This is a genomic window from Promicromonospora sp. NPDC110617 (assembly GCF_055598465.1).
Genome location: NZ_JBVKBM010000002.1, coordinates 713783 through 740073, shown reverse-complemented (window position 1 = coordinate 740073; position 26291 = coordinate 713783). Strand labels below are relative to the sequence as shown.

Below are 26291 nucleotides of genomic sequence, written 5' to 3'. Positions count from 1 at the left end.
CTGCGCATGCGGTTGTTGGTCGAGCTCGTCGAGATCTGTCTCGACCGACGAACAGCCGACTGAGGTGTGTCGACGGGCGGTTGCCCGGAACACCGCTCGCTGGGCGTGCCCACCTACTCTCTCGTGGATGCATGCCTACGCCCCGCTCGCGGTCCGCGTCGTGACCTCTCGCCTGGAACCGTCGTGACGTTCTCCTGGCTGTCGAGAACGCTGGGTATCGTCCGCGCCCGGTGACGCCGCACGGATACCTCGGTCCGGTCAGGACTCACGCGGGCGAGAACTCCCGCAGCTCCTCGCGGCCACCATGGACGACGACGCAGGTGGACTCCGGCACCTCGCGCCAGGCCCCGTGCAGGTCCCCGAGCGGTTCCGACACCACGAGCCGTGCGTCGTCCGAAAGGCCGTGCAGCACGGGGTTGTCCGGGTACTGATGGCGGAGCGTGGAGACGTCGGTGCTGTGGAACAGCGACCGGGACTTGCCGGCGCTGGAGTAGCGGAACGCCCATGTGGTGCTCCCGTCGGTGGTGGCCACCGTCATCTGGATCGGGTACTGGACGCCGTGGCGCCGCCCCGTTTCCTCGATGAGGCCGACCGCTCGGGACACTGCCTCGGGAGGGTTCTCCTCGAGTCCGAACGTGAGGGCCAGGAAGAAGAAGACCTCCGAGTCCGTCGATCCCTCGATCCTCGGGTAGAGGGCGGGGTCGACGGCCAAGGCCAGGTCACGCTTCAGCTCCGCGAAGTCCGCGATGGCGCCGTTGTGCATCCACAGCCAGCGGCCGTGACGGAACGGATGGCAGTTGGTCTGCTGCACGTCCGCGCCGGTCGACGCGCGGATGTGGGCGAAGACCCGGCCGGCGGCGGCGTGGGCCGAGATCTCCTGCAGGTTGCGGTCGTTCCAGGCGGGCTCGGTGCTGTGGTAGACACCGGGTTCGTCCCGGGCGCCGTACCAGCCGACGCCGAAACCGTCACCGTTGACGGTCTCCGCGCCCAGCCGCGAGTGCCTGCTCTGCACCACCAGCGAGTTCTCCGGCTTGTAGAGCAGATCTTCCAGGAGCACCGGCGATCCTGAGTACGCGAGCCAACGACACATCTCGACCTCACTCTCGACCCCAGGATGCGTCAGGGATCGGTCCCCGCACGTCATCCGAATCGGGTGAGGTCGAGCTCGCGACGGGTCAGCTCCCCAGCCGGGGTCGGGTTGCGGCGGCAAGGGCACGGACAAGTTCCTCGCGGCCTTGTCCTCCTTCCCTCGTGCCGTCGGCACGGCGCCACGCGGGGGTACCAGGGCCGAAGCGCCAGGACTCGCTCAACGGGCCGCCGTCGACGGTGTCGTACCCGAACTGGTCGTTCAGCCGGGTCACCAGCTCGGCCGCCTCAGGGAAGTCGCTCGAGACCGGCAGTGCCAGGCGGTCCTGGGCCCCGGCGGGCCGGCCCCGGTGCAACAGGATCGAGGCCCGGATGCAGGTGAACGCCGCGACCACCTTCGACTTCGGCAGCTGCTCCTGCCGCAGCTCATGGATGGTCTTCTCCCCCGAATCGATCGCGGGGAAGTGGCCGTCCCGATAGATGGTGTAGTTGTTCGTGTCGAGCACGATCTTGTCGGCGAGCTCCTCGGCCGGCAGGTTGTCGTCAAGCCGGAGCGGCGCGGCGATGACGACGAAGTCACCGGCCGTGGCGGCCTGGGCAGCGGTCGCGGCTCGTGCGGACGGTCCCAGGTCGGCGACGAGATGCGCGAGGGTCTCCGGGCCGCGCGAGTTCGCGATGACGACCGAGTAGCCGCCGGCGATCGCCGCTCGGGCGACCTGGGATCCGACCGTGCCCGCCCCGATGATTCCGATCGTCCTCACGCGAGCCGGTTCGTCTCGTCCGGGACGCTCGGGGAGGGTACGGCTGGGGGAGCGACCGGGGAGGCCGTGGCTGCCGAGGCCAGGAGCGTGAGCTTGTCCGCGTCGTCGGAGCCGGGTTCCGGGTGGAAGACGACGAGCACGATGCCGTCGGCGCCGTCGATGCTCATGCGCTCCCGGTTGAGCGCGAGGTCACCGACCTGAGGATGGTTGAAACGGACGACGTCCCCGTACTGACCCCGTATCTCGTGGCGGGCCCACAGCTGTCGGAACCGCGGACTGGCCAGCGTGAGCTCTCCGGTGAGCTCGATGAAGCGGGGATCGTCGATGTCCGTGCCGACGGCCTGCCGGAGGCTGGCCATGAGGCATTCCGTGGCGGTCATCCACTCCGGGTACAGAGCCTGTGCCGCAGGGTCGAGGAACAGGTCCCGGAGCTGGTTACCGCCGACGGCCAGCCGGGGGTCGATGGCTCGCATCACCGCGTTGGAGGCCAGGACGTCGAAGTAGCGGTTCTCGATGTACGCGGGCTGGCCGAGGGCAGCCAACAGCTTCAGCGCGCCCGGCGGCGGAGTCTGCCGGCGGGGTCGTCGTCTGCGCCGCCGGGGAACGTCCGTGACGAGCGTGAGCAGGTGTGCGAGGTGCTCGTCGTCGAGCTGCAGGACGCGAGCGATCGACTCGAGCACCTGGGGTGACGGATTGCGGTCCAGGCCTCGTTCGAGCCGGAGGTAATAGTCCGCGCTGATGCCGGCGAGCATGGCCACCTCTTCTCGCCGCAGTCCTGGTACACGCCGTACACCGATCTCGGGGATGCCGGCTTGCTGTGGCTTCACCACATCGCGTCGAGCCCGGAGGAAGGCCCCTAGAGCGTTCCTGGATTCGTCCATGAAATCGAGTTTAGGTCGCCGCAGCGGCATCAGAGGGGGCCCTGTCACCCCCCGGGCTCGAGAGGACTCTGGGTCGCCGCGATCGCCCTTCCTAACGTCGGTAGCGAGTCGAGCGGGGCACCGGTCCCGCTGCTCTTGTTCGGCCCTCACGGACCGACGAACCCCAAGGAGAACTGGACCGACGTGGCCCTCGAAGACTGGTACCTGCGCTACGTGGCGGCGCTCAACGCCCACGAGCTCGGCGGCATGGACGAGTTCATCGCCGACGACGTCGTGCTGAACGGCGACCCGGGCACCCGCGACGACGTCATCGCGGTCCTGACGCACGAGATCGACGCCGTTCCGGACCTCCACTGGGAGGTTACGGAGCTGCTGTTCGACCGGGACCGGATCGCCGTACGAGCGACCAACACCGGAACCCCGGTGAAGGAGTGGCTCGGCGTTCGTCCCTCCGGCGCCTCCTTCGAGATCGTCGAGTACGCCATCTACCGGGTCCGCGACGGTCGGTTCGTACAGATGACGTCGCTGCACGACTCGGCCGACATGCTGCGCCAGCTGGCCGCCGCCGCACCGCTCACCGCAACCTCCGTGGAAGCAAGGCCGCGATGAGCGTCTCGACCCGTGCCACCGTGTCGGCACCCACCCGTACGTCTTCGTCGTGGGCAGCCGTCGCCTCGTTGGGGTTGGGGATCTTCGCGATCATCATGTCGGAGTTCCTGCCTGCGAGCCTCCTTCCCCACATGGCCGCCGACCTCGGCGTCCGGCCGGGCGAAGCGGGACAGGCCGTCAGCGTCACCGCGTTCTCCGCCGCCATGTCTGCGCTGCTGATCTCCGTGGTCCTGCCACGTGCCGACCGGCGACGGGTGATGATCGGGCTGACTCTTCTGGCTGCCGTCTCGAACGTGATCGTCGCCTGCGCGCCCAACCTCGTCGTGCTGCTGTCCGCGCGGCTGCTGCTGGGCATCGCGCTCGGCGGGTTCTGGGCGATGGCGACCGCCATGGCCGCACACCTGGTGCACGCCGACCACGTCGGCCGCGCCCTGACCGTCATCAACTCCGGGGTCTCGGTCGCCACCGTCGTCGCCGTGCCGCTGGGCACGTGGCTCGGCGAGATCTGGGGCTGGCGGGAGGTGTTCCTGCTGGGCGCGGCGGCCGCAGTTTTCGCGCTGCTGGTGCAGGTGGCGGTGCTCCCCGGCATCACGCCTGTCGCGTCGAGCGGGCTGCGGGCTCTCGGGTCGGTACTGCGCTCCGGCGTCGTCCTCGCCGGCCTGGCAGCGGTCCTGCTGATCTTCAGCGGCCACTTCAGCGGGTTCACGTACATCCGACCAGCCGCGGAGAGCCTGTCCGGGATCGACGGTGGCGGCTTCGCCGTGCTGCTGCTCGTGTTCGGCGTCGCCCTGTTCCTCGGCACGGCTCTCAGCGGCCCCCTGGCCGACCGTGCGCCCCGGGTGGGCATGCTCCTGTTCCCCGGAGTGGTCGGCGCCGGGATGCTCCTCATGGTCGTCACCGGCTCCTCGACCGCCGGCCTGTTCGTCGCGGCAGCGGCGTGGGGTCTCGGCTTCGGGGGTGTGCCGACCACGCTGATGACCTGGGGAGCCCGGGCCCAGCCGGCACGGCTGGAGCAGATCGGCGGGGTACTCGTGACCGCCTCCAACGTCGGCATCACCCTCGGCGCGATCGTGGGCGGCGTCCTCGTCGACGTCGCCACGGACAGCACACCGCTGGTCATCGGTGGTCTCGCGGCGATCGCGGGCGCAGCGCTGCTCTCGGCCCTGCGCCGGCAACCTGCCATCCCCCACTGAGTCTGTACCCCCCTCCGCGACAGCCGCCGCGCCCACGATCGCGCCGGCGTCGCACATCAACAGCACCCCGTACCGCCCGATCCAGGGCAAGAGAAAGGCATCATGTCTGACATCGACCTGCACAACCCTGAGACCCCTCGCACGTCCGACGGCATCGCCGTCGTCACCGGCGCCAGCCGCGGTATCGGGGCGGCCATCGCCAGCCGGCTCGGCGCAGACGGGTACACCGTCGCCGTCCACTACCGCCAGGACTCGGCCGCCGCAGCCGACGTCGTCGGGAAGATCACCGCGGCCGGCGGCGCGGCGTTCTCGTTCGCCGCAGACCTGGCCGCACCGGACACCGGCACCGCCTTCTGGGCTGCCTACGACGACGCCGCCGGTGCGCTGCGCGACGTGCCCGTGCGGGTGCTGGTGAACAACGCCGGGATCGTCGTGAACGCCGTCATCGAGGAGACCGCCGCCGAGGACTTCGTCCGCCAGCAGCAGATCAACACCACCGCGCCGTTCCTGATCATCCAGGCGGCCCTGCCGCGCCTGGCGGACGGCGGACGCGTGGTCAACGTCTCGTCGGGTGCTACCCGGGTCCCGATCCCCGGCATCATCGGGTACACCATGACCAAGGGGGCTCTCGAAGCTCTCACGCTCCCGCTCGCCCAGCACCTCGGTCCGCGCGGCATCACCGTCAACGCCGTTCGTCCCGGCACGACCGACACCGACATGAACGCCGACTGGTTGCGCGGGAACTCGGAGGCCATGGCCAACCTCGTCGCGCAGCGCGCCCTCCGCCGCATGGGCGGTCCCGCCGACGTCGGGGACGTCGTCGCCCTGCTCGCGTCCCACGATGCCCGCTGGGTCACGGGCCAGATCCTCGACGCCACGGGCGGTGAACGCCTGTAGGTGCGGCTCAGCGCCTCGTCTCGTGCCGGTTCAGGGCGATTCCGCCGGAGAACGCCCGCGTGTCCACCAGGATCACGTTCATGCCGTGACGCAGTTTCCGCATGGCTCGATGCCTTCCGTCGCTCGGTCTCCAGACAGAGACCGGGACGACGCGGGAAACTCATCGGTGACGTTGTTGCCGGCCGAGCCGATCAGCCGCGCCTGGAAACGGCATCGTTGGCACGCTGCCACATTTCATAGTTTCCGCATTCTGCGGTGATCTCGGCAGTCGCCTGAGCTGCGGCGAAGAAGTCGTCGGCCATCGGCGAGGTGCGCGCTGCCGCCATGGCGAGATATATCTGTTCGGGCGCCAGATCCGGGATAGGCACATAACTGATGTCGGGACGGGTATAGAACACGGTCTCCGAACGCCCCACGAACGAGATGCCCCGGCCGGCCGCGACGTGCTCGAGCTTCTCCTCCACCCCGCGCACCCGGAGTCCGGAATCGGGGAGCGGGCGTCTCGTGGGCTGCGTGCTCGCGTCGGCGTGCCAGACCAGCGGCTCGCCGGCCAGGTCGGCCTCGGTGACCTCCTCCTCGCCGGCGAGCCGGTGACCGGCGGGCAGGGCCACCATCAGTGGCTCGGTGTAGAGCGGGGTCAGGCGCAGGCCGGTCTCGTCGATGGGCAGCCGCACATAGCCGACGTCGACTCGGCCGTCGAGCAGCATCGGGGCCTGGTCGTCCCATTCCAGGCGCTGTACGTCCACGACCACGTCCGGATGCCGCGCCTCGAACTCCCGCGCCGCGGGGATGACCGGGATGCCGGCCCGAAAGCCGACCACGAGCCGTTTGCTACCACGGGCGGCCGCGGACACCCGATGCCGTACGGCGTGTGCCGAGGCGAGCAACGGGCCGGCGTCGTCCAGCAGCTGTCGACCCGCGTCGGTCAGTGCTGCGCCGTGGCTGTTCCTCGTGAACAGCGTGGCGCCGAGCTCCTGTTCGAGGGTGCGGATCTGTCGGCTGAGCACGGGCTGCGCGATGTGCAGATCCTCGGCGGCGCGGCCGAAGTGCAGCCTGTCGGCGACAGCGACGAAGTAGCGCAGCTTGCGCAGGTCCAGATCCATCAAGCCTCCCGTCCGGCAATGCCCCCAAGGTATCACCACGGCTGAAAAGGGTCTTGGACACAAAGCTCGCGCCAGTGGCATCGTTCATTGGAGCCCGAGCCGAGCGGTTCAAGAATTCGGTTCAAGAATTCGGGACGAGAATTCGAAGTGGGCTTCTATTGCAATGCTCATCAATGCAACGGAGTGATCGTGGGAAAGCTCGACGGCAAGGTAGCGGTGATCACCGGCGGATCCACCGGAATGGCATTGGCAGGCGCCAAGCTGTTCGTGGAGGAGGGAGCGCACGTCTTCATCCAGGCCCGACGGCAGGAGGCGCTGGACGACGCCGTCACGCTGATCGGGCGCAACGTGACTGCTGTCCAGGGTGACGCGGCCGAGCTGGACGACCTGGACCGCCTGTACGACACCGTCAAGCGCGAGAAGGGCTCGATCGACGTGCTGTGGGCAAGTGCCGGGATGGGCGAGCCCGCTGCCCTGGGTGAGATCACCGAGGAACAGTTCCACCGAGCCTTCTCGCTCAACGCGCGCGGCACCCTGTTCACGGTGCAGAAGGCGCTGCCGCTGATCAACGACAACGGCTCGATCCTCATGACCGGGTCCAACGCCTCCCTCGGTGCCTTCCCCGGCTGGAGCCTCTACGCGGGGAGCAAGGCCGTCCAGCAGGCATGGGCCCGTGTCTGGCTCAACGAGCTGCGCGACCGCAAGATCCGGGTCAACGTCCTGACCCCCGGCCAGGTCGCCACCGCCAAGCAGGAAGAGCTGTTCGACGAGGCGACCAAGGCCGCCTTCGAGTCCCTCATTCCTCGCGGAACGATGGGCCGCCCCGACGAGATCGCGGCCGTCGCCCTGTTCCTCGCCTCCGACGACTCCAGCTACGTCAACGGCCTGGAGCTGGTCGCCGACGGCGGCACCACCGCCATCTGAACGACGCGCCGGAACGACGCGCCAGAACCACGCACCAGGAAGAGAGCACGCCTCATGAGCAGCATCACCCTCATCGGCACGGGGAACATGGCCCGCGCCATCGGCACGCTCGCGGTCGCGGGCGGCAACACCGTCGAGGTCATGGGACGCGATCAGTCCAAGGCCGATGACCTGGCCAGGGCACTAGGGAGCGGCACGACGGCGGGCACGTGGGGCGCCGTCCCGGCCGGGGACATCGTCATCACGGCCCTGTTGCACAACGGCGTCGTCCCTGTCGTCGCCGAGTACGGGGAAGCCCTGGCGGACAAGGTCATCGTCGACATCAGCAACCCCTTCAACGCCACGTTCGACGGGCTGGCCCACGGCGAGGAGACCTCGATCGCACAGGAGGTCGCCAAGGTGGCGCCGGCCGGCGCGAGCGTCGTGAAGGCGTTCAACACGATCTTCCGCAATGTCCTGGAGCAGGGCCGGCCCGGCGTCTTCATCGCCGGCGACGACGCACAGGCCAAGGCCAGCGTGGCCGCGTTCGTCGAGAGTATCGGGCTTCGCCCGCTGGACGTCGGCGGGCTGAAGATGGCGCACTGGCTGGAAGGGATGGGCCTGGTCACGGTGAGCCTCGCCGGCAACGGCGTCGGCCACTGGGACTTCGCCCTCGGCGTCGACGAGTTCACCGGCTGAGCCCCCACGCACAACACCCGATAACTCACCCGCACACTCACAGGGAGCAGCAGCATGCGCGTCTTCGTCGCCGGCGGGACCGGCCACTCCGGTTCGTACATCATCCCCGAGCTCGTCTCTGCCGGGCACGAGGTCACCGGCCTCGCCCGGTCGGACACGGCCGCGGCGGCGCTGTCCGCGCTCGGCGCCAAGGTGCGCCGCGGCGACCTCCAGGACCCCGACGGGCTCAAGGCGGCGGCCGCGGACTCAGACGGCGTCATCCATGTCGCGCACCGGCAGGACCTGCTGCCGTCCGGTGGGATCGACGCCGTGGCCGCCGCGGAGCTCCCCCTCGTGCTCGCGTACGGCGAGGCGCTCGCGGGAACCGGAAAGCCCCTGGTCGCGGCGGGGAGCATCGGATCGCCCGGGAACGGACGGAGCCTGAGCCGACCGGCCACCGAGGCCGACCCCGCCCTTCCCGTCGGCGACGAGCACAGGGGCACGCTGCGGGCTCGCAACGTCGTGGAGGCTGCCGTGCTCGGACTCGCCGAGCGGGGAGTGCGGTCCTCGGTCGTGCGGATCGCCAACATCGCGCACAGCACGACCGATCGTGCCGGATTCCTTCCGATGCTGATCGCGCTCGCGAAGGAGAAGGGCTTTGCCGGTTATCCCGGAGACGGCGCGAACCTGTGGAACGCCGTGCACGTCCGTGATGTCGCCTCCTTGTTCCGCCTGGCGCTGGAGAAAGGCCCGGCCGGCAGGTACTGGCACGCCGTCGGGGACGCGGGCATCCCGGTCCGGGAGATCGCCGAGGCCATCGGCAGTCGACTGGCCCTGCCCGCCGTGAGTGTGCCCCTGGACGAGCTGATGCTGCCCGGACACTTCGGGTTCCTCACGAACGTGATTACGCAGAGCTACCCGGCGTCCAACCTCATCACCCGCCGGACCCTTGGCTGGGCGCCCATGCGGCCCGGCCTGCTCGCTGATCTGGACAACGGCCACTACTTCCCGACGGGCTGACCGGCGAGGAGCCCGGACCACGACGCGTGCCCTGTTCCTAGACTGTCCGCCATGACCCGACCGTCCCAGATCCAGGAGCGGGAGCACGCCGCACTCGTCGCCGACCTGCGCTCGCTGACGCCGGAGCAGTGGCGCTCGCCGACGCTGTGCGGCGACTGGGACGTCGAGGACGTCGTCGCGCACCTGGGTGCCGCATCAGGGCTGACGTTCTGGGGCTGGCTGCGCAGCATCGCCAGCGCCCGCTTCGACGCGGACGTGCACAACCAACGGCGGCTCGCGGAGTTCCGCGGGGTCTCGTCCGCGCAGACGCTGGAGCGCTACGCCGCCGTCGGGCCGATTGCCCTGCCCCGGAGGGAGAGCGTGGCCGGGCTGGGCGAGCTGGTCGTGCACGCCGAGGACATCCGCCGCCCCCTGGGGCTGAGGCACGAGCCGGACGCCGAGGGCCTGCTCCTGGTGGCGCGGTTCTTCGCGGCCAAGGACTTCGCGGTGAACAGCAGGTCGCTGGTCAAGGGGCTCCGGCTGACGGCCACGGACGCGGAGTTCCGGACGGGCGACGGGCCTGCGGCCACCGGACCGCTGCTGTCTCTGGTCATGGCGATGGCGGGGTGGCGCGAGGTACTGGCGGACCTGGAGGGCGGCGGTGTGCCGGTGCTGAGCCGGCGGCTGGGGGCGTGACGACGGCATCGCGCTGACCGCAACGCCGTCGCACGGGCCACCGTCGAGCGAGAGGGCGAGCCCGGGCTGCTCTCTTGGCCGTACTTCCGTCGATTCCCGGGTGTTTCGGTGGCACGCTTCACCCCATGAGCGACGAGATGAGCGACGCGTCGGGCGCCGCCCCGAGGACCGCATCCCCGAAGCAGGTCGTGCACAGCTCGGCCACCTCGCTCACGATCGGGCTCTGCATGGTCCTCGGGGGTGGGGTCATCGTCTTCCTGGCAGGTCTGCTCGCCGGCACGGGCAGCGGAGCGGGGTTCTCGCTCTTCCTGTTCATCGGGGGTGCGGCGGTCGTCGTCGGTGTCGTCCAGCTCGTCGTCGGCGTCTACCAGCTCGCCGACAACATCGACCGGACGGCGAAGGCCGTGCTCAACGGGCAGCGGCGCTAGCTCGACTCCCAGACCACGAGGTCGAACGCGACGGTCTCGGCGTCGGGGTTGACCGCCGCGATGTGCGCGTACGCCGTCCGGCGCTCGTTGGTCTGCACACAGAGGTGCATCCCCTCGGCCACCGCGTCCGTGGCGATGGTCTGCTGCCAGGTCGTCTGCGCCGCGCAGTCCGCCCGGCTGGGCGCGCCGTTCATGATCGTGAGACGCGCGCCCTCGACGCCGGCGTCGCCGTAGCAGAGGTCCTGGGGGACCGACGCCGCGCCCCAGCCGGCTGACGTGGTGTCCAGGTCGAGGCAGGTGTGGAGCATCACCTGGACGGGCGCGTCCGTCTCGCGCCTGATGCCCGAGACGACGGGGGAAGCGCCCCCGCCGGACTCGTCCGGCGCCGCGCCGTCGTCACCATCGGTCCCGGCGCCGTCGCTTGTTCTCGCCTGTTCGCGCAGGCGATCGTTCTCCTCGGCCAGCTGCTGGTTCTGCGCGTCGAGGTCGGCCAGCTCGGCGCGCTGGCCCTCGTTCAGGTCGCGCTGGGCCGTCAGGTCGTCCGCGAGCTCACGGTTGGCCGCCTCCAGGTCCCTGATCCTCGCCTCGAGCACCTGGACCTGCGCCCCGGAGTCCGACGCGCCGGGGGTGAACAGGTTCTCGCCCCAGGCCGTCGCCACGCCGCCGAGTACCGCGGCGACGACGGCCGCCACCACGGCGACCGAGTGCTGGCCGAACCAGCCCGCCCGGCGGCCCGGCGGACTGTTCTGGGTGTCCACCATCGCGAGGATACGGGCATATGCCGCGAAAGCGAGGTCTTGTCGAGATACAGGCGGCCGACGCCGGCGCACGGTCCCGGCGTCGCTACCCTGGCGGGGTGCTGATCGAGCGAGTGAGCGTCCGGCCCGCCCTGGTCGACGACGGCGCCTGGCCGTGGACCGTACCCGCCGTCGCCGAGATCGCCGCGCGTGGCGTGCGGCTGACCAGCAGCATCGTGGTCCTGATGGGGGCGAACGGGTCCGGCAAGTCCACCGTGCTCGAAGCGATCGCGGAGCAGTACGGGATCGACGTGCGGGGCGGCCACGGCGGTCGCAGGTACGCGAGCGAGCTGGACACGAGCCCGCTCGGCGAAGCGCTCGTCCTGGACCGGACGATCGCCGGGTCCCGGATGCTCCGGCAGAAGGCGAAGGGCTTCTACCTGCGCGCCGAGACGGCCGCAGGAATGCTGGAGTTCATGACCGGCGCCGGGGTGAGCGGCTACGGCGACCGGTTGTCGACGGAGGTCAGCCACGGCGAGTCCTACCTCCAGGCCATCTCGGGGCGGTTCAGCGGCCCCGGCCTCTACCTGCTCGACGAGGCCGAGGGGCCGCTGTCGTTCGAGTCCACGCTGCAGCTCCTGTACCGCTTGCAGGACCTGGTGGCCGACCACGCCGCCCAGGTGATCTACGCGACGCACTCACCGCTGGTCGCGGCGCTCCCCGGGGCGCAGATCCTGGAGATGACCGACCACGGCATCGCCGAGCGCACGTGGTCCGAACTGGAGTCGGTCGCGCTCTGGAAGAGGTTCCTAGGCCGCCCGGAGACATTCTTCGACGCCGTCTGACCGGCCGACACCGCCGTTCGTCCCGCTCGAGGACGACTACTACCAAGGGCGGCGGGTCATCCGCTGAACTGGCCGATCATCGCCTGCTCGCTGTCGGCTGTTCGCTGGTAGAAGGTCCGCAGCTCGACGTGGAGGGCATCGATCAGCTCCCAGAACTGGTCGACCGTCCCTGGTTGGGTCGTGCCGATGGCCTGGTAGCCCTCCAACGGCGTCGAGCTGCCCACCATGTCGAGGTTGTCACGGGCGAAGGCGTCCAGCTCTTCGCGTACGTCCTTGGCCGGTTTCGAGAGCGTGGCGGCGAGCGCAGCAACCTCCTCGGGCGATGTGATGAAGTAGCACTCGCTGTACTCGTCCTCGCCGTACTTGACCTGTTCGCCGGCGAACCAGGAGTACGGATCGATTCGGTATGCCGCCTCAAGGTATGGATTGATCACGTTCACGTAATGGTGCTGATACTGAAGCACGTAGTAGCTGCGCGGATCGTCCGTCGCCGCTGACTCGTCCTGGTTCCAGGCCCAGAACGCATCGTCCCGTTCCTCGGTGTACTCGTCGAGCCACTCTTCTGTCCGTTCAACCACGGCGGGGTCGACGGGGTACATGGAGAAGTAGATGCCCATGACCCGCGATCGTAGGGCCGACCACTGACACGCCTCCGGGGGGTCACAGCTCCGTCGTCAGGAACAGCGAGTCCCCGTGCACGGCGTCCTTCTCCACGCGGCCGGACTCCACGAACCCGACTTTCGCCAATACCCGCAGGGATGCGACGTTCCAGTCCCGCACCGTGGCCCACAGCCGCCGGTAGCCCGACTCCCGCGCCCAGGCGAGCACCGCCCCCGCGGCCTCGGTCGCGTACCCCTGGCCCCAGGCGCGGCGCAGCAGCTCGTACGCCAGCTCCGGCTCGTCCTCCCGCCCGTGCGTGTTCGCGATCAGCCCGCAATACCCGACGACGTCGCCGGTCGCCTTCACCTCCAGCGCCGGCAGCCCGAGGGACCCCGGCGGGGCGCTGTCGCGGATCCAGCGCTCGACGTCCTCGACGGTGGGGTGGCCGTCGGCGCCGATCCGCCGGTGCGGCGGCACCCGCGGGTCGCGCTCGGTCCACATCTCGTGCTGGACGGCGGCCTCGGACACGCGCCACGGCCGCAGCAGCAGGCGATCGGTCTCCAGCACGAACATGCGACCGACCCTAGCCCGGACACGCCAGCACGAGCGCGGCCCCGCGTGGCAGCATGCGCGTCATGAAGCTGCACGAACGCATCGAGGGCCGGCTGCGCGAGTTCGTCGACCGGCAGCCCATGTTCTTCGTGGCGACGGCGCCCCTGGCCGCCGACGGCCACGTCAACCTCTCGCCCCGCGGCGTCCCCGGCACCTTCGGCGTGCTCGACGACCACACGTTCGCCTGGCTCGACGCCACCGGAAGCGGCAGCGAGACCATCGCGCACCTGCGGGAGAACGGCCGCGTCACCCTCATGTTCTGCGCGTTCGACGGCCCGCCGAACATCGTCCGGCTGCACGGCACCGGCCGCGTCGTGACCCGGTACGACGACGGGTACGCGGCGCTCGCGGGCGGCTTCATCAACGTGCCCGGCGCTCGCGCGGTCATCGTCGTCGACGTCGACCGCGTCTCCGACAGCTGCGGCTGGGGCGTGCCGCTCATGGCGTACGAGGGCGAGCGGGACCTCATGGGCCCCTACTTCGAGCGCAAGGGTGAGGCCGGACAGCAGGAGTACCGGCGCCGCAAGAACCTGACGAGCATCGACGGCCTCCGGGCCTACGACGACGACCCGGCAGACGACCCCGCCGTCGACCCCGCCGTCGACCCCGCCCCCGCGCGTCAGTAGCCCGTACCGGTCTTGGCCTGCAGCCGCTCGATCGGGTGCGCGCCGCCCTTGAGGTCGAGGGTCGTGCAGGCGTCCTCGATGTCCTGGGTCAGCCGGTCCACCTGGGCCCGGCTCATCGTCTCCTTGACCAGGGCGCGGAGGATCTTCACGTCCTGCGCGTCCGGCGGCAGCGTGTACGCGGGCACCATCCAGCCGCGCTCCGCCGAGAGCTGCCAGGCGATGTCCGACTCGTCGTACCCCACGTGGTCGCCCGCCAGCCGGAAGGCGACCAGCGGCAGCTGCTCGGCGTCGTCGCCGATCACCTCGAACCGCCCCGTGGCGCGCAGGTTGGTCGCCAGCACCCGGGCGTTCTGCTGCATCTGCTTCATCACGTAGGTGTAGCCCTCACGGCCGAGGCGCACGAAGTTGTAGTACTGGGCCAGCACCATGGCCGCGCCGGTCGAGAAGTTGAGCGTGAAGGTCGCATCCGTCTTGCCCAGGTAGTTCTCGTAGAACACGAGGTCCTTCGCGAGGTCCGACGTCTCGCGGAAGACCAGCCAGCCGATACCGGGGTAGACCAGACCGTACTTGTGGCCCGACACGTTGATGGACCGGACCTGCTCCAGCCGGAAGTCCCACGCCGAGTCGGGGTAGAGGAACGGCCAGACGAAGCCGCCGCTCGCGCCGTCGACGTGCATCGGGATATCGAGCCCACGCTCCGCCCGGACGTCCAGGAGCAGCCGGTTGATGCCCACGATGTCATCCATGTGCCCCGTGAAGGTGGTGCCGAGCACCGCGGCGACCCCGATCGTGTTCTCGTCGAGGTACGGGGCGACGTCGTCGGGCCCGATCGTGTACTTGTCCTTCGCCAGCGGGATGATCCGGGGCTCGACGTCGAAGTAGCGGCAGAACTTCTCCCAGACCACGTGCACGTCGCCGCCGAAGACCAGGTTGGGGCGGTCGACGGGCTGCCCGGCCGCCTCCCGGCGCTCCTTCCACTTCCACTTCAGCGAGAGCGCGCCGAGCATGATCGCCTCGGACGAGCCCTGGGTGCGGCACCCGGTGGTCTCCCCGGGGGCGTGGAAGAGGTCCGCGAGCATCCGCACGCACCGCTGCTCGATCTCCGCGGAGATCGGGTACTCCGCGTGGTCGATGAAGTTGCGGTGCAGGTTCTCGGCGATGATCCGCTGCGCCTCGGGCTCCATCCAGGTCGTGACGAAGGTCGCCAGGTTGCGCATCGGGTCGCCCTCGAGCGCCAGGTCCTCACCGAGCATCCGCATGGTGTCGGTGGGACTCATCCCCGTGGCCGGGAACACCGTGGAGGGTGCCTCCTCGGTGAGGAATCGGTTGCCGTAGAGCGCCGTCGTGCGCTCGTCGCGCGTGGCCATGTTTTCGAGTCAAGCACGGCGCCCTGACCCCGGCGACCCGGGGCCGGGCGAACTTGGCCCGGGCGCACGGGGCTCGCGGCGTCGGTGCGCGCGGCGCTCGCAGGGTCAGCGGTCCGGGCGTTCCGCGAGCTGCAGCGCCCCGCCGACGACGAAGCAGACCGCCCCCGCGAACGTGCCCCAGTTGACCATGCCCAGGTCGACGACGGTCGACGTGGCCGGTCGGGTGAACGCCGCGAGCCCGGCGAGGAAGAAGAAGACCGAGCCGACCTGGTTGACCGCCACCACCCACCAGCCGAGCTCGTGGGGCCGCGGCCCGATGCGCCCGTGGCAGACCTCGACCAGGGCGAGGTGCCCCGAGACGAGGAAGCAGATGCACCCCACGATGTCCGGGAACCAGATCCACCCGTTGGACTGCCGCGCGGTGAGGTCGGACGCGAACGCCGCGACGAGGCTGACGGCGAAGAACAGGGTCCCGGCGAACAGCACCGCCGCGCTGAGCCAGCCGATCTGGCGGGGTCGCCACGCCCACCATCGCCACGTCGTGGCGCGCAGCATGCCGCGCTCGTCGATGTCGGTCGGCATGTTCGACGCCTGCACCACCGAGACGTAGCCGCCGGTGCTGAAGAACACCCCGCCGACGAGGTAGACCATGTCGACGCCGCGGACGCTGCCGACGCCGAGCTGGGCCAGGAGGGGGCCGAGGGCGAACAGGGACCCGCCGATCATGAAGGCGATCCCCGCGGCGAGGTTCGCCCGGGCCAGCCGGGTCGCGGTCGCGGGTTCGGCGCCGACGACGCGGGTCACGTGCCCGTCGGCGTCCCGGATCTCGACCCGGCCGCGGCGCCGGGCCGCCCGTGACGCCCATCGGACGGACGAGCCGTCGACGAGGTGCCAGGTCATCCGGGTGACGAACCCGCCCGAACGCTCGACCCGGCCCAGCGCCCACCGCGCCGGACGGGCGATCCGCGGGCCGTGCGGCGCGTCGTCAGCCACCCTCCGAAATTAGCACCGGGACGCCGCGCGGGCCTCGCGCGCCGTACCGGCCGTTACGCTCCGCGACATGGCCACCCCGTACGCGAGCCCCGACCACCCGACTCTCGACGACGCCGGTGTGGCGGCCGCCGCGGCCCGGGCCGGCGCGCGTGTGGTGCGCTCCCTGTACGGCCGGCGGCTCGCGCGGGTCGACAAGGGCGGCGGGGACTTCGCCACGGCCGCCGACGTCGAGGCCGAGCAGGCGATCCTCGGCGTCCTCCGCTCCGTCCGCCCCGACGACGCGGTGCTCGGCGAGGAGAGCGGGCAGCACGGCGCGGCCGGGTCCGCGCGCCGGTGGCTGGTCGATCCGCTGTGCGGCACGCTGAACTACGCCGCCGGCAGCATGCTGGTGGCCGTCAACGTCGCGCTGGGTGACGGGGCGCTGCGCGACAGGGCGGCCGCCGTGGCCGACCCCTTCAGCGGCGAGGTGTTCGTCACCGACGGCGAGACCGCCTGGGTGCTGCGGGACGACGTCGCCGAGCCGCTGGCGCCGACGTCGGCCACCCGGCTCGTGGACGTCAACCTCGACCCGCCCTTCCCGAGCGCGCCGGGCTTCCGCGCCGTGGACCTGCTGGCTCGTCCCGGCTTCGTGGCACGGTTCCGGCCGCGCGTCGTGTCCACGACCCTGGCGCTGACCTGGGTCGCGGCGGGCAAGCGGGCCGCCTACGTCACCGACGGCGCCGACCTCGCCGGGTCCGTGCACTTCGCCGCCGGCATCGCGCTCTGCCGGGCCGCCGGCTGCGTGGTCACCGGGATCGACGGCGACCCGGTCGGGCCCGCGAGCCGCGGGCTGGTCGCGGCCGCCGGCGCCGGGACCCACCAGCTGCTGATGTCGATGATCCGCGGCGAGGCCTGAGCCGGCCCCGCCGCGTGCCGACCGGACCCGCGCCGTCGGGGAGAATGCGCCCATGCGACTTCTGCTGCTGCGCCACGGACAGACCCCCTCGAACGTGGAAGGCCTGCTCGACACGGCACACCCCGGACCGGGCCTGACCCGGCTCGGCGAGCGGCAGGCCGCCGCCGTCCCCGCGGCGTTGCGCGACCGGCAGATCGACGCGATCGCCGTCTCCTCGCTGGTGCGGACGGCGTTCACCGCGGCGCCCATCGCCCAGGAGCGCGGCATCGAGCCGCAGGTGCTGGACGGGCTGCGCGAGATCGACGCCGGCGACCTGGAGATGGCCGGTGCGCACGAGGCCCACCTGCGCTACCTCGACACCGTCTTCGGCTGGGCGCGCGGCGACGTCGGCCGCGCGATGCCCGGCGGCCCGGACGGCCGCACGTTCCTCGCCCGGTACGACGACGCCGTCGGGCAGCTCGCCGCCCAGGGGCTCGAGAACGTCCTCGTGGTCTCGCACGGCGCCGCGATCCGCGCGTGGGCGGCGGCGCGCGCGACGGACATCGACGTCGACCACGCCGAACGGACGCCGCTGGCGAACACCGGCCTGGTCGAGGTCGAGGGCGACCCCGTCGGCGGCTGGCGCGTGACGTCCTGGAACGCCGAGCCCGTGGGCGGGGCCGAGCTGGCGCCGCTGGTGGGGGAGGACCCGACGGGGGAGCCCGTCGAGCCCTGACCCCGCCCACCGGCGCCCCGGCTCACGTCGTACCGACGTCGTACCGGGCGCCCGTGGCGACGGCTCCGAGCTTGTCCGGGTTGGCCACGTTGTGGATGGCCACGATGCGGCCCTCTGCGTCGACGTCGAACGTGACCGTGGAGATGACCCGACCCGCACCGCTGAACAGCAGGCCCGGCCCGCCGTTGATCTCGACGAGCTCCGCCCGCATGTCGGCAGGGTCGATGCCCTGGTAGGTGACCGTGCCCAGGGCGGCGAACCACCTGGCCACCGTGTCCGCGCCCACCACGGGCCGCAGCGCCTGGCGAACCTTGCCGCCGCCGTCGGTCCACAGGGTGACGTCGGGGGACAGGAGCTCCAGCAGCGCGTTGAGGTCGCCGCCGGTCGTGGCCGCGAAGAACCGCTCGGTCACCTCGCGCTGCCGGGCCCGGTCGGCGCCGTACCGCGGACGCCGGGCCTGCACGTGCTCGCGGGCCCGGTGCGCCGCCTGCCGCACCGCCGGCTCGGTGCGTTCCGTGGCCTCGGCGATCTCGGCGTGGCTGAAGCCGAAGACCTCCTTGAGCACGAACACCGCCCGTTCGAGCGGGCTCAGCGTCTCCAGCACGACCAGCATCGCCATCGACACCGACTCGGCGCTCACGGCGGCGTCCGACGCGTCCCCGCCGGTCAGGATCGGCTCGGGCAGCCAGGGGCCCACGTAGGTCTCGCGCTGGTGCCGGGTGGAGCGCAGCCGCTCCAGCGCCAGGTTGGAGACGATCCGGGTCAGGTAGGCCTTGGGGTCGGCCACCTGGGACCGGTCCGCGGCGGACCACCTGATCCACGCGTCCTGGACGGCGTCCTCGGCGTCGGCGGCGCTGCCCAGCAGGCGGTAGGCCACGGAGAACAGCAGCCGGCGGTGGTCGTGGAAGACCTGCTGCCCGGGTGCGACGTCGTTCACCGCGACACCTCCCGGGTGAAGCGCCCGCCGGTGGGCCAGAACGCGCCGGAGGCGGGAACCTTCTTCATGCGGCCGTAGGTGGGCCAGGGTGATGCGGTCACGGTCTCCTTGTACCGCATCGCCGTCCGGCCGGTCAGGCTGATCCGGCGCGGGCTGTCGTCCGGGTGCGTGAACTGGACCACGGCGTCCGCCCGGCCCAGGCTCACCGGCGTGTGGTAGTAGCCGAAGCGGAACGGCTTGGGCTCCTTGCCGCGCAGCACCCGGTCGATCGAGAGCGCGGCGTGCACGCCGGTCGGCATGCCGCCCTGGCAGGTGCCGTGCATGACGCCGTAGCCCTGGCGGATCGCGGCCGCGTCCCCGATCGCCCAGACGTCCGGGTGCGACACGGAGCGCAGCGCCGCGTCGGTGACGATCCGCCCGCGGTCGTCGACCTCCAGCCCCGCGACGGCGGCCAGCGGGGACACCCGCGCCCCGCCCGTCCAGAGCACGACGTCGGCGGCGACGCGCTCGCCGCCGGCGAGCTCGACCGCGTCCGGCCGCACCTGCACCACGTCGGCGCCGGTGCGGACGCGGACGCCCAGCCGGTCGAGGGCGCCCCGCAGGTACGCCCGCGCCCTCGCGTTCATCGTGGCGCCGGGTGCGGTGCGGCCCACCAGGACGACGTCGAGGTCCGGCCGCTGCTCGGCGATCTCCGCGGCCGACTCGACCCCCGTGAGCCCGGTGCCCACGACCACGACGGTGCCGCCGCCGAGCTGTCCCAGCCGGTCGGCCAGCAGCTCGGCGTCCTGCGCGCCGCTCAGGGTGTAGGCGTGGTCGTCGGCGCCCGGGACGTGCGCGGTGTCGGCCCCGCTGCCCAGCCCGTACACCAGGGTGTCGTAGGGCAGCACCCGGTCGTCGTCGATCCGCACCGTCCGCGCGTCGGCGTCGACCGCCGTCACCCAGCCGCGGACGAACCGCGCGCCCGTGCCGTCGAGCATCTCGGGGATGCTCAGCTCGGCGAGCGGCTGCCCGGTCGCCGTCATGTGCAGCCGGAGCCGCTCGGTGAACCGCTCCTGCGCGTTGACGACGGTCACCTGCACCGCCCCCCGCCGCCGGGTCCTGGCCGCGAGCTGCACGGCCGCCGCCATGCCCGCGTACCCGGCTCCCAGGATCACCACCCGGTGCCTGGCGGCCTCGGTGGGGGCGTCGGTGGCCGTGGCGGCGGCTGAGGTGACGGTGGCTGTGGTGATGGCGTCGGTTCGCTGTGCACTCATGGTTCCTGCTCCTTCGGTCGGACTCGTTCGATGGTGTTGCCCGGTAGATGGAGGCAGGTCGTCGGTCCGTGACATCCGGTGGGTGTGACGCCCGACACAGGCCGGCGAGATCAGGGCGACTGAGTACAGCGTTCCGTGAATACATGATTCCGTGTACTGTCACGCTCATGACCGAGACGATCGCCGCGTCGGTGACCCTGACCCATACGGCCGCCCTCGCGCGGCTGGGGCACGCGCTGTCCGACGAGACCCGCACCCGCATCCTGCTCGCGCTGCGCGAGGCGCCGGCCTACCCGTCCGACCTCGCCGACGCGCTGGGCGTGTCCCGGCAGGTGATGTCCAACCAGCTCGCCTGTCTGCGCGGCTGCGGGCTGGTCGAGTCCGTCAAGGACGGACGGCGTTCCTGGTACCGCCTCGCGGACACCCGGCTCGCGCCCGCGCTGGGCGACCTGCTCGGCCTGGTGCTGGCGGTCGACCCCGCCTGCTGCGGCCCCGACTGCACGTGCGCATGACCGCGCTCCCCGTGCCCCGGCCCCTGAGTGCCGCGCGCCGCGACGTCCTGACCCGCCGCATCCGCTGGGTCGTGGCCGCCACGATCACCTACAACGTCATCGAGGCGGGCATCGCCCTGACCGCGGGGCGCATCGCCTCGTCCAGCGCGCTGATCGGCTTCGGCCTCGACTCGGTCGTCGAAGTGCTCTCCGCCGCCGCGGTCGCGTGGCAGTTCGCGGGCCGCGACCCCCACGCCCGCGAGAAGGTCGCCATGCGGCTGATCGCCTTCTCCTTCTTCGGCCTGGCCGCGTTCGTCACCGTCGACGCGGCCCGCGCCCTGCTGGGCGCCACCTCGCCCGAGCACTCCACGGTCGGCATCGTCCTGGCCGCCGTCAGCCTCGTCGTCATGCCGGGGCTGTCCTGGTTCGAGCGCCGCACGGGGCGCGAGCTCGGCTCCGCGTCCGCCGTCGCCGACTCCAAGCAGACCCTGATCTGCTCCTATCTGTCGGCGGCCCTGCTCGTCGGACTCCTGCTCAACAGCCTGCTCGGCTGGTGGTGGGCCGACCCGGTCGCGGCGGTCGTCATCGCGGGCTTCGCCGTCCGCGAGGGCTGGGAGGCCTGGCACGGCGACGCCTGCTGCACCCCCGTGGCCCAGCTCGTGGGCGAGGGCGAGCCCACGACCGGGCCCCAGGCTGAGCAGGGGTGTGGCGACGACGGCTGCCGCTGCGGGGACTAGCGCCCGACGCCGGCCACGGCCGCGTCCGGGGTCTCGTCCGTGCCGAGGTCCGGCGCCCCGACGCCGAGCTCCGGCGGCAGGTCGCCGTCGTGCCGCACCACCAGCGACGTGACCGCGCGGGTGAGGCAGACGTAGAGCCGGCGCAGGCCCGTGGCGTGGTTCGGCTCGGCCGCGACGATCGCGGCCGGGTCGTGCAGCACCACGTGGTCGAACTCGAGGCCCTTCGCCAGGGACGCCGGCACCAGGTCCAGGTGGACGTCGAACTCCGAGGAGTCGTCCGGCTCGTCGTCTCCGGCGGCCGGGGCGGCGTCCTCCTGCTCGCCCACGACGGCGAACGTGAGCCCGACGGCGGCCAGCGTCTCGCGGACGTCCGTTACGGCGGCGTCGGGCACGATGAGGCCGACCGAGCCCTCCAGGTCGGAGATGCCGACGCCGACCAGCACGTCGTCGAGGGGCTCCGTGGTGAACCTGAGCCGGCCGCGGGTGCGCCGGACCGCCGTCGGCGGCTCCAGGCCGGGCGCGATGCTCGGCAGGAGCCGGGCCGCGAGCTCGATCACGTCGGCGGGCACCCGGAAGCCGGCCGTGAGCTGTTCCACGTACCCGTCGGGCTTGGCCAGGTGGCGCAGCACGTCCGCCCAGTCACGTGCCGCCCAGGGCGTCGTGGCCTGGGCCAGGTCGCCGAGCACGGTGAGCGAGCCGGTGGCGGCGCGCCTGCCGAGGGAGCGCAGCATCATCGCGGACAGGTCCTGCGCCTCGTCGACCACGATGTGCGCCACCGACGTGGTCCGGTCCAGCAGGTCGGCGATCTCGTCGAGCAGCACGAGGTCCGCCGTCGTCCAGCGGGCGGAGCCGGCGGCCCGGGGCGGCCGGGCCCAGGTCAGGAGGGCCTGCTCGGCGTCGGTCAGGACGTCCTCGGCGCACTCGGCCAGGAACTCCGGGTCGGAGTACAGGCGGAACAGCAGCTTGCGCGGGTCCACCGCGGGCCAGACGGCCGCCGCGTAGTCGCGGACGGGCTTGGTCCGGGCCAGCACGTCCCAGGCCTTGTCGTCGAGCGCGTCGCCGGTCTCCTCGATCTGGACGAGCACCCGGTGCGCCAGCGCGTGCCGGAGCTGGGCCGCGCCCAGCGCGTACGGCACGTTCCGGCCCATGACCTGCTCCACGGCCTCGCGCGCCTCGTAGGCCGGGACCCGCCACCGGAACGAGCCGCGCGGCAGCACGAGGGTCTCCTCCGGGGCCGCGACGTGCGACCAGACGGCGCGGCGCAGCACCTCGGCGAGCCGCCCGTCCCCCTTGAGGGTCGCGACGTCGGCGGCGTCCGTGGCGCGGACCGGGGCGTGGCCGCTCACGATCTCCTCGATGGTCGCCTGCGTCGCGTGGATCTCGCCCAGGGCGGGCAGCACGTCGCGGATGTACCGCAGGAAGCTCTTGTTCGGCCCGACGACGAGCACGCCGCGGCGGGTGAGCTGGTCGCGGTGCGCGTACAGGAGGTACGCCGCGCGGTGCAGGCCCACCGCCGTCTTTCCCGTACCCGGCGCGCCCTGGACCACGAGCGTGCGTTCGAGCGGCATGCGGACGATGACGTCCTGCTCGGGCTGGATCGTCGCGACGATGTCGCGCATGGGGCCGGAGCGCGGGCGCTCGATCTCGGCCTCGAGGATCTCGGAGTGCGTCGCGACGCCGTCGCCCTGCGCCCCCAGATCGGCGCGGGTCAGGGACTCGTCCTCGAACGCCGTCAGGTGGCCGCGCGCGAACCCGTACCGGCGCCGCGCCGTGATGCCCATCGGCTCCTTGGCCGTGGCGCGGTAGAACGGCGTGCTCACCGGGGCGCGCCAGTCCACGACCATCGGCTCGCCGTCCGGGTCCGACACGTGGCGGCGTCCGATGTGGAAGGTCTCGCCGGCCGCGAGGTCGATGCGGCCGAAGAACAGCGGGATCTCCGGGTCGTCGGTGAGCTGCTCCATCCGGCGCGCGAGCGTGGCCTCCAGGACCTCGGCGCTCACCCAGTCGCCCGCGTAGCTGCCGTCGAGCGCGGCGACCTTGTCGCGCATCCGGCCGAGCTGTGAGCGGGCCTCGGCAAGGAACTCCCGCTCCGTGGCGAGCTCGGACGCATCGGCGGGCATGGCAGGTCCTCCAGGGGTGTGAGCGGGGTGCGTGAGCGGGGCGCGTGAGCAGGGCCTGTGCGGCTGTTCGTCGCGCGCGGCGCTCGTGCGAACGGCCGCGTGAGTCTAGTGCCCGGGACCTGAACGTGGCGGCATATTTTCTTGACCAGGTCGGTAGCTCGGCCGGTCAGGAACCATATGTCCTTCGAGTCCGTTTCCACTGTCGCGCCAACCTGCCCCACGGTACGGTCGGTGCACCGCCCGGCCTAACGAGGAGCCTCAGTGTCGTCCGACGAGCTGCCCCAGGAGTTCCAGATCGACGTGCCCGACGAGATGGAGACCGGCGTCCCCGCCGACTTCGCCTCGGTGTGGCACACGCCGACGTCGTTCATCCTGGACTTCATCGCCGTGAAGCAGCCGCCGAGCCCGGTCTCGGACCCGGAGTCGGGCGAGGTCACGTCGATCACCGTGCCGGGCCGGGTGGTTTCGCGCGTGCGCATTCCTCCGCAGCAGGTGTTCGAGCTCGCCAAGGCACTCACCATGCAGCTCGATGCATGGGAGAAGGAAAGCGCACCGAACGTTCGCAATCCCGGTGCCTCCGAAGGCCCTGACGGCCCCAATCGGTCGTCGGAGAATTGATTCCGGTGAATTTTTTTCTTGGACGTATGTCCAACTCGGTATCTTTATGTCCGATCTGACCGGGAGTCTTGTGCTAGTTTGCCCGGAGAAATACTGGGTTATACCAGTGCGGTCTTGGAAATGTAACCCTTCCAGGCTGTTCCACTTGCGATCTTCACGGATGTAGGCTGCCCGTGATCGCGACGAAGGCGTTGCAATCTCCCAGAGTTGCCCGGGGGGTCGGGTGACCCGTTCCGGCGGCCATGTCGGGGAGCAATGAACAGGGGCGATGCAAGTGAGCAACACCGAATTCGACAACAGGGGGCGCACGGGCGGGATCCTGTTCGAGGAACAGGCTCGCACGAGCGTCGTGAGCATGTGGGGAGAGATCGATGTCTCTTTGCGCGGTGAGTCGAGTGCTGCCATAGCCAATGCCCTCGAGCGGGCCAAGGCGGTGGTCATCGACACGTCCAAGGTGACGTTCATGGACTCGACCGGCGTCGCGTTCCTCATGCAGATGTACACCTACGGGACGCAGGAGGGCCTGACCGTCAGCCTTCCGGAGCCGCCGCCGGTGGTCCGGAACGTCATCGAGATGCTCGGGGTCGACGCGCTCTTCGCGCACCCCGCGCACCGCGGCGCGGCGCGCGAGGCCTGACCGCGCCCGGCCCGGGGGCCGGACGCCCGCCTCAGCGTCCGGCGGCCAGGGCAGCGGCCCCGACGATGCCGGCCGCGTTGCGCAGCTGCGCCGGGACGATCGGCGCCCGCAGGTGCAGGTGCGGCAGGTACTTCTCGTGGTGCTTGCTCACGCCGCCCCCCACGACGATGAGGTCGGGGGAGATCAGGTCCTCGACCACCCCGAAGTACCGCTGCAGTCGCTCGGCCCAGTCCTCCCAGGACAGGTCCTCGCGCTCCCGCGCGGAGTCGGCCGCGCGCGACTCGGCGTCGTGCCCGTCGATCTCCAGGTGGCCCAGCTCGGTGTTGGGCACGAGGACGCCGTCGACCACGAGCGCCGACCCGATCCCCGTGCCGAGCGTCGCCACCAGCACCACGCCGTCCGCGTCGCGCGCGGCGCCGTAGCGCACCTCGCCCACGCCCGCCGCGTCGGCGTCGTTCACCGCGACGACGTGGCGCCCGGTGACGCGCTGCACGAGCGCCGGCAGGTCGACGCCGGTCCAGGACTGGTCGAGGTTCGCCATGGAGCGCACCACACCGTGCTGCATCGGGGCGGGGAAGGCGACGCCGATGGGGACGTCGTCGGGCAGGTGGTACGTGTCGACGAGCTCCGCGAGCACGTCCGCCACGGCCTGCGGGGTGGACGGTTGGGGCGTGGGGATGCGGGTCCGCTTCTCCGCGTACTCGCCTGCCGTGAGATCGACGGGCGCACCCTTGATCCCCGAACCTCCGATGTCGATGCCGAACGCCAGGTCGCTCATGTCAGGATCGTCTCATGAGCACCGACGAGCAGTACTGGTACAACACCGAGACCAAGGCGGTCGAAGTGGGTCGCCGTTCGGCCTGGTCGCACCTCATGGGCCCGTACAGCACCCGCGCGGAGGCCGAGCGGGCGCTGGAGAGTGCCAGGTCGCGCAACGAGTCCTGGGACAAGGAGGACGAGGACTGGCGCAAGAACTAGCGCCCGCCGCCGCCGTGTCAGACGTACAGGTCACCCGGGTGATCTGTACGTCTGACCCGTGCGGCTACTTCTCGAACGAGTGCGCCTCGTCCGGGAACGAGGCGTCCTTGACCTCGGAGACGTAGTCCTCCGCGGCCTGCTGGAGCGCCGCGCCGAGCTCGGCGTAGCGCCGGGCGAACCTCGGCGACCAGTCCGTCATCCCGGCCATGTCCGTCCACACGAGCACCTGGCCGTCGCAGTGCGGCCCGGCACCGATGCCGATGGTCGGGATGCGCACGATCTCCGTGATCCGCGCGGCGACGTCGGTGGGCACCATCTCCAGCACGACGGCGACGGCGCCGGCCTCCTCGACCGCCTTCGCGTCGTCGGCCAGGCGCTCGACGGCGTCGTCCCCCCGGCCCTGCACGCGCGGCCCGCCCAGCAGGTTCTCCGACTGCGGCGTGTAGCCGAGGTGCGCGACGACGGGTATCCCGGCGTCGGTGAGCGCCCGGATCTGCGGGGCGGACCGGACGCCGCCCTCCAGCTTGACGGCGTCGGCGCCGGTCTCCTTGAAGATCCGCACCGACGTCTCCAGCGCCTGCTGCGGCCCGGCCTCGTACGAGCCGAACGGCAGGTCGATCACCACGAACGCGCGCTTCGTGGCCCGCGCGACGGCGCGCGCGGCCGGGATCATGTCGTCCACGGTCACGGGGATCGTGCTGGTGTGCCCGTGCATGACGTTCCCGATGGAGTCGCCCACCAGCAGGATGTCCATGCCGGCCGCGTCGAAGATCGCGGCGGTCACCGCGTCGTACGCGGTGAGCATCGCGAGCTTCTCACCCTTGGCCTTGGCCTCAGCCAGATGGTGCACGCGGACCCTCTTGGGACCCTGAGTGGGTGAGGTGTGGGCGGACATG

At 71.3% G+C, this 26291-nt stretch carries 31 protein-coding genes; 17 read left to right on the top strand and 14 right to left on the bottom strand.

Going from position 1 to position 26291, the window contains the following annotated elements; translation table 11 throughout:
- Positions 1 to 265: 265 nt before the first annotated feature.
- From ACZ7LE_RS14055 to ACZ7LE_RS14045, 3 genes are all read right to left on the bottom strand, one after another.
- Entirely contained in the window at positions 266 to 1090 is an 825-nt protein-coding gene (locus ACZ7LE_RS14055) for a class II glutamine amidotransferase (protein ID WP_470403871.1), read from the bottom strand.
- Positions 1091 to 1175: 85 nt separating this feature from the next.
- On the bottom strand, positions 1176 to 1847 hold the full coding sequence (locus ACZ7LE_RS14050) for an NADPH-dependent F420 reductase (protein ID WP_470403870.1): 672 nt from the start codon (positions 1845 to 1847) through the stop codon (positions 1176 to 1178).
- Positions 1844 to 2728, bottom strand: a complete 885-nt coding sequence (locus ACZ7LE_RS14045) for a helix-turn-helix domain-containing protein (RefSeq protein ID WP_470404553.1) — start codon at positions 2726 to 2728, stop codon at positions 1844 to 1846. The genes ACZ7LE_RS14050 and ACZ7LE_RS14045 overlap by 4 nt, the downstream gene beginning before the upstream one ends.
- A 183-nt stretch (positions 2729 to 2911) precedes the next feature.
- Between ACZ7LE_RS14045 and ACZ7LE_RS14040 the strand changes: the two genes are divergently transcribed.
- From ACZ7LE_RS14040 to ACZ7LE_RS14030, 3 genes are all read left to right on the top strand, one after another.
- Positions 2912 to 3337, top strand: coding sequence for an ester cyclase (locus ACZ7LE_RS14040; RefSeq protein WP_470403869.1), 426 nt, complete (start codon positions 2912 to 2914; stop codon positions 3335 to 3337).
- Complete coding sequence (locus ACZ7LE_RS14035) at positions 3334 to 4530, top strand: MFS transporter (protein WP_470403868.1); 1197 nt, start codon at positions 3334 to 3336, stop codon at positions 4528 to 4530. Before ACZ7LE_RS14040 ends, ACZ7LE_RS14035 begins: the two co-directional genes overlap by 4 nt.
- Positions 4531 to 4632: 102 nt before the next feature.
- Positions 4633 to 5427: an SDR family oxidoreductase gene (locus tag ACZ7LE_RS14030; RefSeq protein ID WP_470403867.1), complete on the top strand. Its 795-nt coding sequence runs from the start codon at positions 4633 to 4635 to the stop codon at positions 5425 to 5427.
- Between the two features lie 191 nt (positions 5428 to 5618).
- Here ACZ7LE_RS14030 and ACZ7LE_RS14025 read toward each other — a convergent pair whose 3' ends face one another.
- A complete protein-coding gene (locus ACZ7LE_RS14025) occupies positions 5619 to 6530 on the bottom strand; it encodes a LysR family transcriptional regulator (protein ID WP_470403866.1) in 912 nt (303 codons plus the stop codon).
- 147 nt (positions 6531 to 6677) lie between these two features.
- Between ACZ7LE_RS14025 and ACZ7LE_RS14020 the strand changes: the two genes are divergently transcribed.
- From ACZ7LE_RS14020 to ACZ7LE_RS14000, 5 genes are all read left to right on the top strand, one after another.
- Positions 6678 to 7454 carry an SDR family NAD(P)-dependent oxidoreductase gene (locus ACZ7LE_RS14020; protein WP_470404552.1) on the top strand — a complete coding sequence of 259 codons (777 nt, stop codon included), beginning with the start codon at positions 6678 to 6680 and terminating at the stop codon, positions 7452 to 7454.
- A 54-nt stretch (positions 7455 to 7508) separates the two neighbouring features.
- Positions 7509 to 8132, top strand: coding sequence for an NADPH-dependent F420 reductase (locus ACZ7LE_RS14015; protein ID WP_470403865.1), 624 nt, complete (start codon positions 7509 to 7511; stop codon positions 8130 to 8132).
- A 54-nt stretch (positions 8133 to 8186) separates the two neighbouring features.
- Positions 8187 to 9131 (top strand): SDR family oxidoreductase, encoded by a 945-nt coding sequence (locus ACZ7LE_RS14010; protein ID WP_470403864.1) that lies wholly within the window; start codon positions 8187 to 8189, stop codon positions 9129 to 9131.
- 51 nt (positions 9132 to 9182) lie between these two features.
- Positions 9183 to 9806, top strand: a complete 624-nt coding sequence (locus tag ACZ7LE_RS14005; protein WP_470403863.1) for a maleylpyruvate isomerase family mycothiol-dependent enzyme — start codon at positions 9183 to 9185, stop codon at positions 9804 to 9806.
- A gap of 125 nt (positions 9807 to 9931) precedes the next feature.
- Positions 9932 to 10234, top strand: a complete 303-nt coding sequence (locus ACZ7LE_RS14000; RefSeq protein ID WP_470403862.1) for a hypothetical protein — start codon at positions 9932 to 9934, stop codon at positions 10232 to 10234.
- Here the strand turns inward: ACZ7LE_RS14000 and ACZ7LE_RS13995 are convergent.
- Positions 10231 to 10992: a hypothetical protein gene (locus ACZ7LE_RS13995; protein ID WP_470403861.1), complete on the bottom strand. Its 762-nt coding sequence runs from the start codon at positions 10990 to 10992 to the stop codon at positions 10231 to 10233. The two genes, ACZ7LE_RS14000 and ACZ7LE_RS13995, sit on opposite strands and share 4 nt — an antisense overlap.
- 98 nt (positions 10993 to 11090) lie before the next feature.
- Between ACZ7LE_RS13995 and ACZ7LE_RS13990 the strand changes: the two genes are divergently transcribed.
- The gene (locus ACZ7LE_RS13990; RefSeq protein ID WP_470403860.1) at positions 11091 to 11816 is read left to right on the top strand and encodes an AAA family ATPase; all 726 of its coding nucleotides are present in this window, start codon (positions 11091 to 11093) and stop codon (positions 11814 to 11816) included.
- 56 nt (positions 11817 to 11872) lie between these two features.
- Here the strand turns inward: ACZ7LE_RS13990 and ACZ7LE_RS13985 are convergent, their stop codons facing one another.
- Together ACZ7LE_RS13985 and ACZ7LE_RS13980 are read right to left on the bottom strand one after the other, a co-directional pair.
- Positions 11873 to 12433, bottom strand: coding sequence for a hypothetical protein (locus ACZ7LE_RS13985; RefSeq protein WP_470403859.1), 561 nt, complete (start codon positions 12431 to 12433; stop codon positions 11873 to 11875).
- 43 nt (positions 12434 to 12476) lie between these two features.
- The gene (locus tag ACZ7LE_RS13980; RefSeq protein WP_470403858.1) at positions 12477 to 12989 is read right to left on the bottom strand and encodes a GNAT family N-acetyltransferase; all 513 of its coding nucleotides are present in this window, start codon (positions 12987 to 12989) and stop codon (positions 12477 to 12479) included.
- 62 nt (positions 12990 to 13051) lie between these two features.
- On the opposite strand from ACZ7LE_RS13980, the gene ACZ7LE_RS13975 reads away from it, so the two are divergent.
- Positions 13052 to 13654: a pyridoxamine 5'-phosphate oxidase family protein gene (locus ACZ7LE_RS13975; RefSeq protein ID WP_470403857.1), complete on the top strand. Its 603-nt coding sequence runs from the start codon at positions 13052 to 13054 to the stop codon at positions 13652 to 13654.
- Here ACZ7LE_RS13975 and ACZ7LE_RS13970 read toward each other — a convergent pair.
- On the bottom strand, positions 13648 to 15021 hold the full coding sequence (locus tag ACZ7LE_RS13970; RefSeq protein ID WP_470403856.1) for a glutamate decarboxylase: 1374 nt from the start codon (positions 15019 to 15021) through the stop codon (positions 13648 to 13650). The two genes, ACZ7LE_RS13975 and ACZ7LE_RS13970, sit on opposite strands and share 7 nt — an antisense overlap.
- Before the next feature lie 105 nt (positions 15022 to 15126).
- A complete protein-coding gene (locus ACZ7LE_RS13965; RefSeq protein ID WP_470403855.1) occupies positions 15127 to 16014 on the bottom strand; it encodes a hypothetical protein in 888 nt (295 codons plus the stop codon).
- Between the two features lie 67 nt (positions 16015 to 16081).
- On the opposite strand from ACZ7LE_RS13965, the gene ACZ7LE_RS13960 reads away from it, so the two are divergent.
- Positions 16082 to 16909: an inositol monophosphatase family protein gene (locus ACZ7LE_RS13960; RefSeq protein ID WP_470403854.1), complete on the top strand. Its 828-nt coding sequence runs from the start codon at positions 16082 to 16084 to the stop codon at positions 16907 to 16909.
- A gap of 52 nt (positions 16910 to 16961) precedes the next feature.
- Positions 16962 to 17624: a histidine phosphatase family protein gene (locus ACZ7LE_RS13955; protein WP_470403853.1), complete on the top strand. Its 663-nt coding sequence runs from the start codon at positions 16962 to 16964 to the stop codon at positions 17622 to 17624.
- A 22-nt stretch (positions 17625 to 17646) separates the two neighbouring features.
- Here ACZ7LE_RS13955 and ACZ7LE_RS13950 read toward each other — a convergent pair whose 3' ends face one another.
- Both ACZ7LE_RS13950 and ACZ7LE_RS13945 read right to left on the bottom strand, forming a co-directional pair.
- Positions 17647 to 18561 carry an RNA polymerase sigma-70 factor gene (locus ACZ7LE_RS13950; RefSeq protein ID WP_470403852.1) on the bottom strand — a complete coding sequence of 305 codons (915 nt, stop codon included), beginning with the start codon at positions 18559 to 18561 and terminating at the stop codon, positions 17647 to 17649.
- The gene (locus ACZ7LE_RS13945) at positions 18558 to 19814 is read right to left on the bottom strand and encodes an NAD(P)/FAD-dependent oxidoreductase (RefSeq protein ID WP_470403851.1); all 1257 of its coding nucleotides are present in this window, start codon (positions 19812 to 19814) and stop codon (positions 18558 to 18560) included. Before ACZ7LE_RS13945 ends, ACZ7LE_RS13950 begins: the two co-directional genes overlap by 4 nt.
- A gap of 167 nt (positions 19815 to 19981) precedes the next feature.
- Here ACZ7LE_RS13945 and ACZ7LE_RS13940 point away from each other — a divergent pair, with 167 nt between their 5' ends.
- Positions 19982 to 20326: an ArsR/SmtB family transcription factor gene (locus ACZ7LE_RS13940; RefSeq protein WP_470403850.1), complete on the top strand. Its 345-nt coding sequence runs from the start codon at positions 19982 to 19984 to the stop codon at positions 20324 to 20326.
- Positions 20323 to 21042, top strand: a complete 720-nt coding sequence (locus ACZ7LE_RS13935) for a cation diffusion facilitator family transporter (protein ID WP_470403849.1) — start codon at positions 20323 to 20325, stop codon at positions 21040 to 21042. The genes ACZ7LE_RS13940 and ACZ7LE_RS13935 overlap by 4 nt, the downstream gene beginning before the upstream one ends.
- Here ACZ7LE_RS13935 and ACZ7LE_RS13930 read toward each other — a convergent pair.
- The gene (locus ACZ7LE_RS13930) at positions 21039 to 23162 is read right to left on the bottom strand and encodes a HelD family protein (protein ID WP_470403848.1); all 2124 of its coding nucleotides are present in this window, start codon (positions 23160 to 23162) and stop codon (positions 21039 to 21041) included. The genes ACZ7LE_RS13935 and ACZ7LE_RS13930 overlap by 4 nt on opposite strands.
- A 261-nt stretch (positions 23163 to 23423) precedes the next feature.
- On the opposite strand from ACZ7LE_RS13930, the gene ACZ7LE_RS13925 reads away from it, so the two are divergent.
- Together ACZ7LE_RS13925 and ACZ7LE_RS13920 are read left to right on the top strand one after the other, a co-directional pair.
- On the top strand, positions 23424 to 23780 hold the full coding sequence (locus tag ACZ7LE_RS13925) for a DUF3467 domain-containing protein (RefSeq protein WP_285104248.1): 357 nt from the start codon (positions 23424 to 23426) through the stop codon (positions 23778 to 23780).
- Between the two features lie 268 nt (positions 23781 to 24048).
- A complete protein-coding gene (locus tag ACZ7LE_RS13920; RefSeq protein ID WP_397397297.1) occupies positions 24049 to 24417 on the top strand; it encodes an STAS domain-containing protein in 369 nt (122 codons plus the stop codon).
- Positions 24418 to 24448: 31 nt separating this feature from the next.
- On the opposite strand, the gene ppgK is transcribed toward ACZ7LE_RS13920, so the two are convergent.
- The gene (ppgK, locus tag ACZ7LE_RS13915) at positions 24449 to 25195 is read right to left on the bottom strand and encodes a polyphosphate--glucose phosphotransferase (RefSeq protein ID WP_285104252.1); all 747 of its coding nucleotides are present in this window, start codon (positions 25193 to 25195) and stop codon (positions 24449 to 24451) included.
- A gap of 14 nt (positions 25196 to 25209) precedes the next feature.
- On the opposite strand from ppgK, the gene ACZ7LE_RS13910 reads away from it, so the two are divergent.
- Positions 25210 to 25395, top strand: coding sequence for an SPOR domain-containing protein (locus tag ACZ7LE_RS13910; RefSeq protein ID WP_470403847.1), 186 nt, complete (start codon positions 25210 to 25212; stop codon positions 25393 to 25395).
- A 64-nt stretch (positions 25396 to 25459) separates the two neighbouring features.
- Here the strand turns inward: ACZ7LE_RS13910 and panB are convergent, their stop codons facing one another.
- Entirely contained in the window at positions 25460 to 26290 is an 831-nt protein-coding gene (gene panB / locus ACZ7LE_RS13905; protein ID WP_470403846.1) for a 3-methyl-2-oxobutanoate hydroxymethyltransferase, read from the bottom strand.
- Between the last annotated feature and the right edge of the window lies 1 nt (position 26291).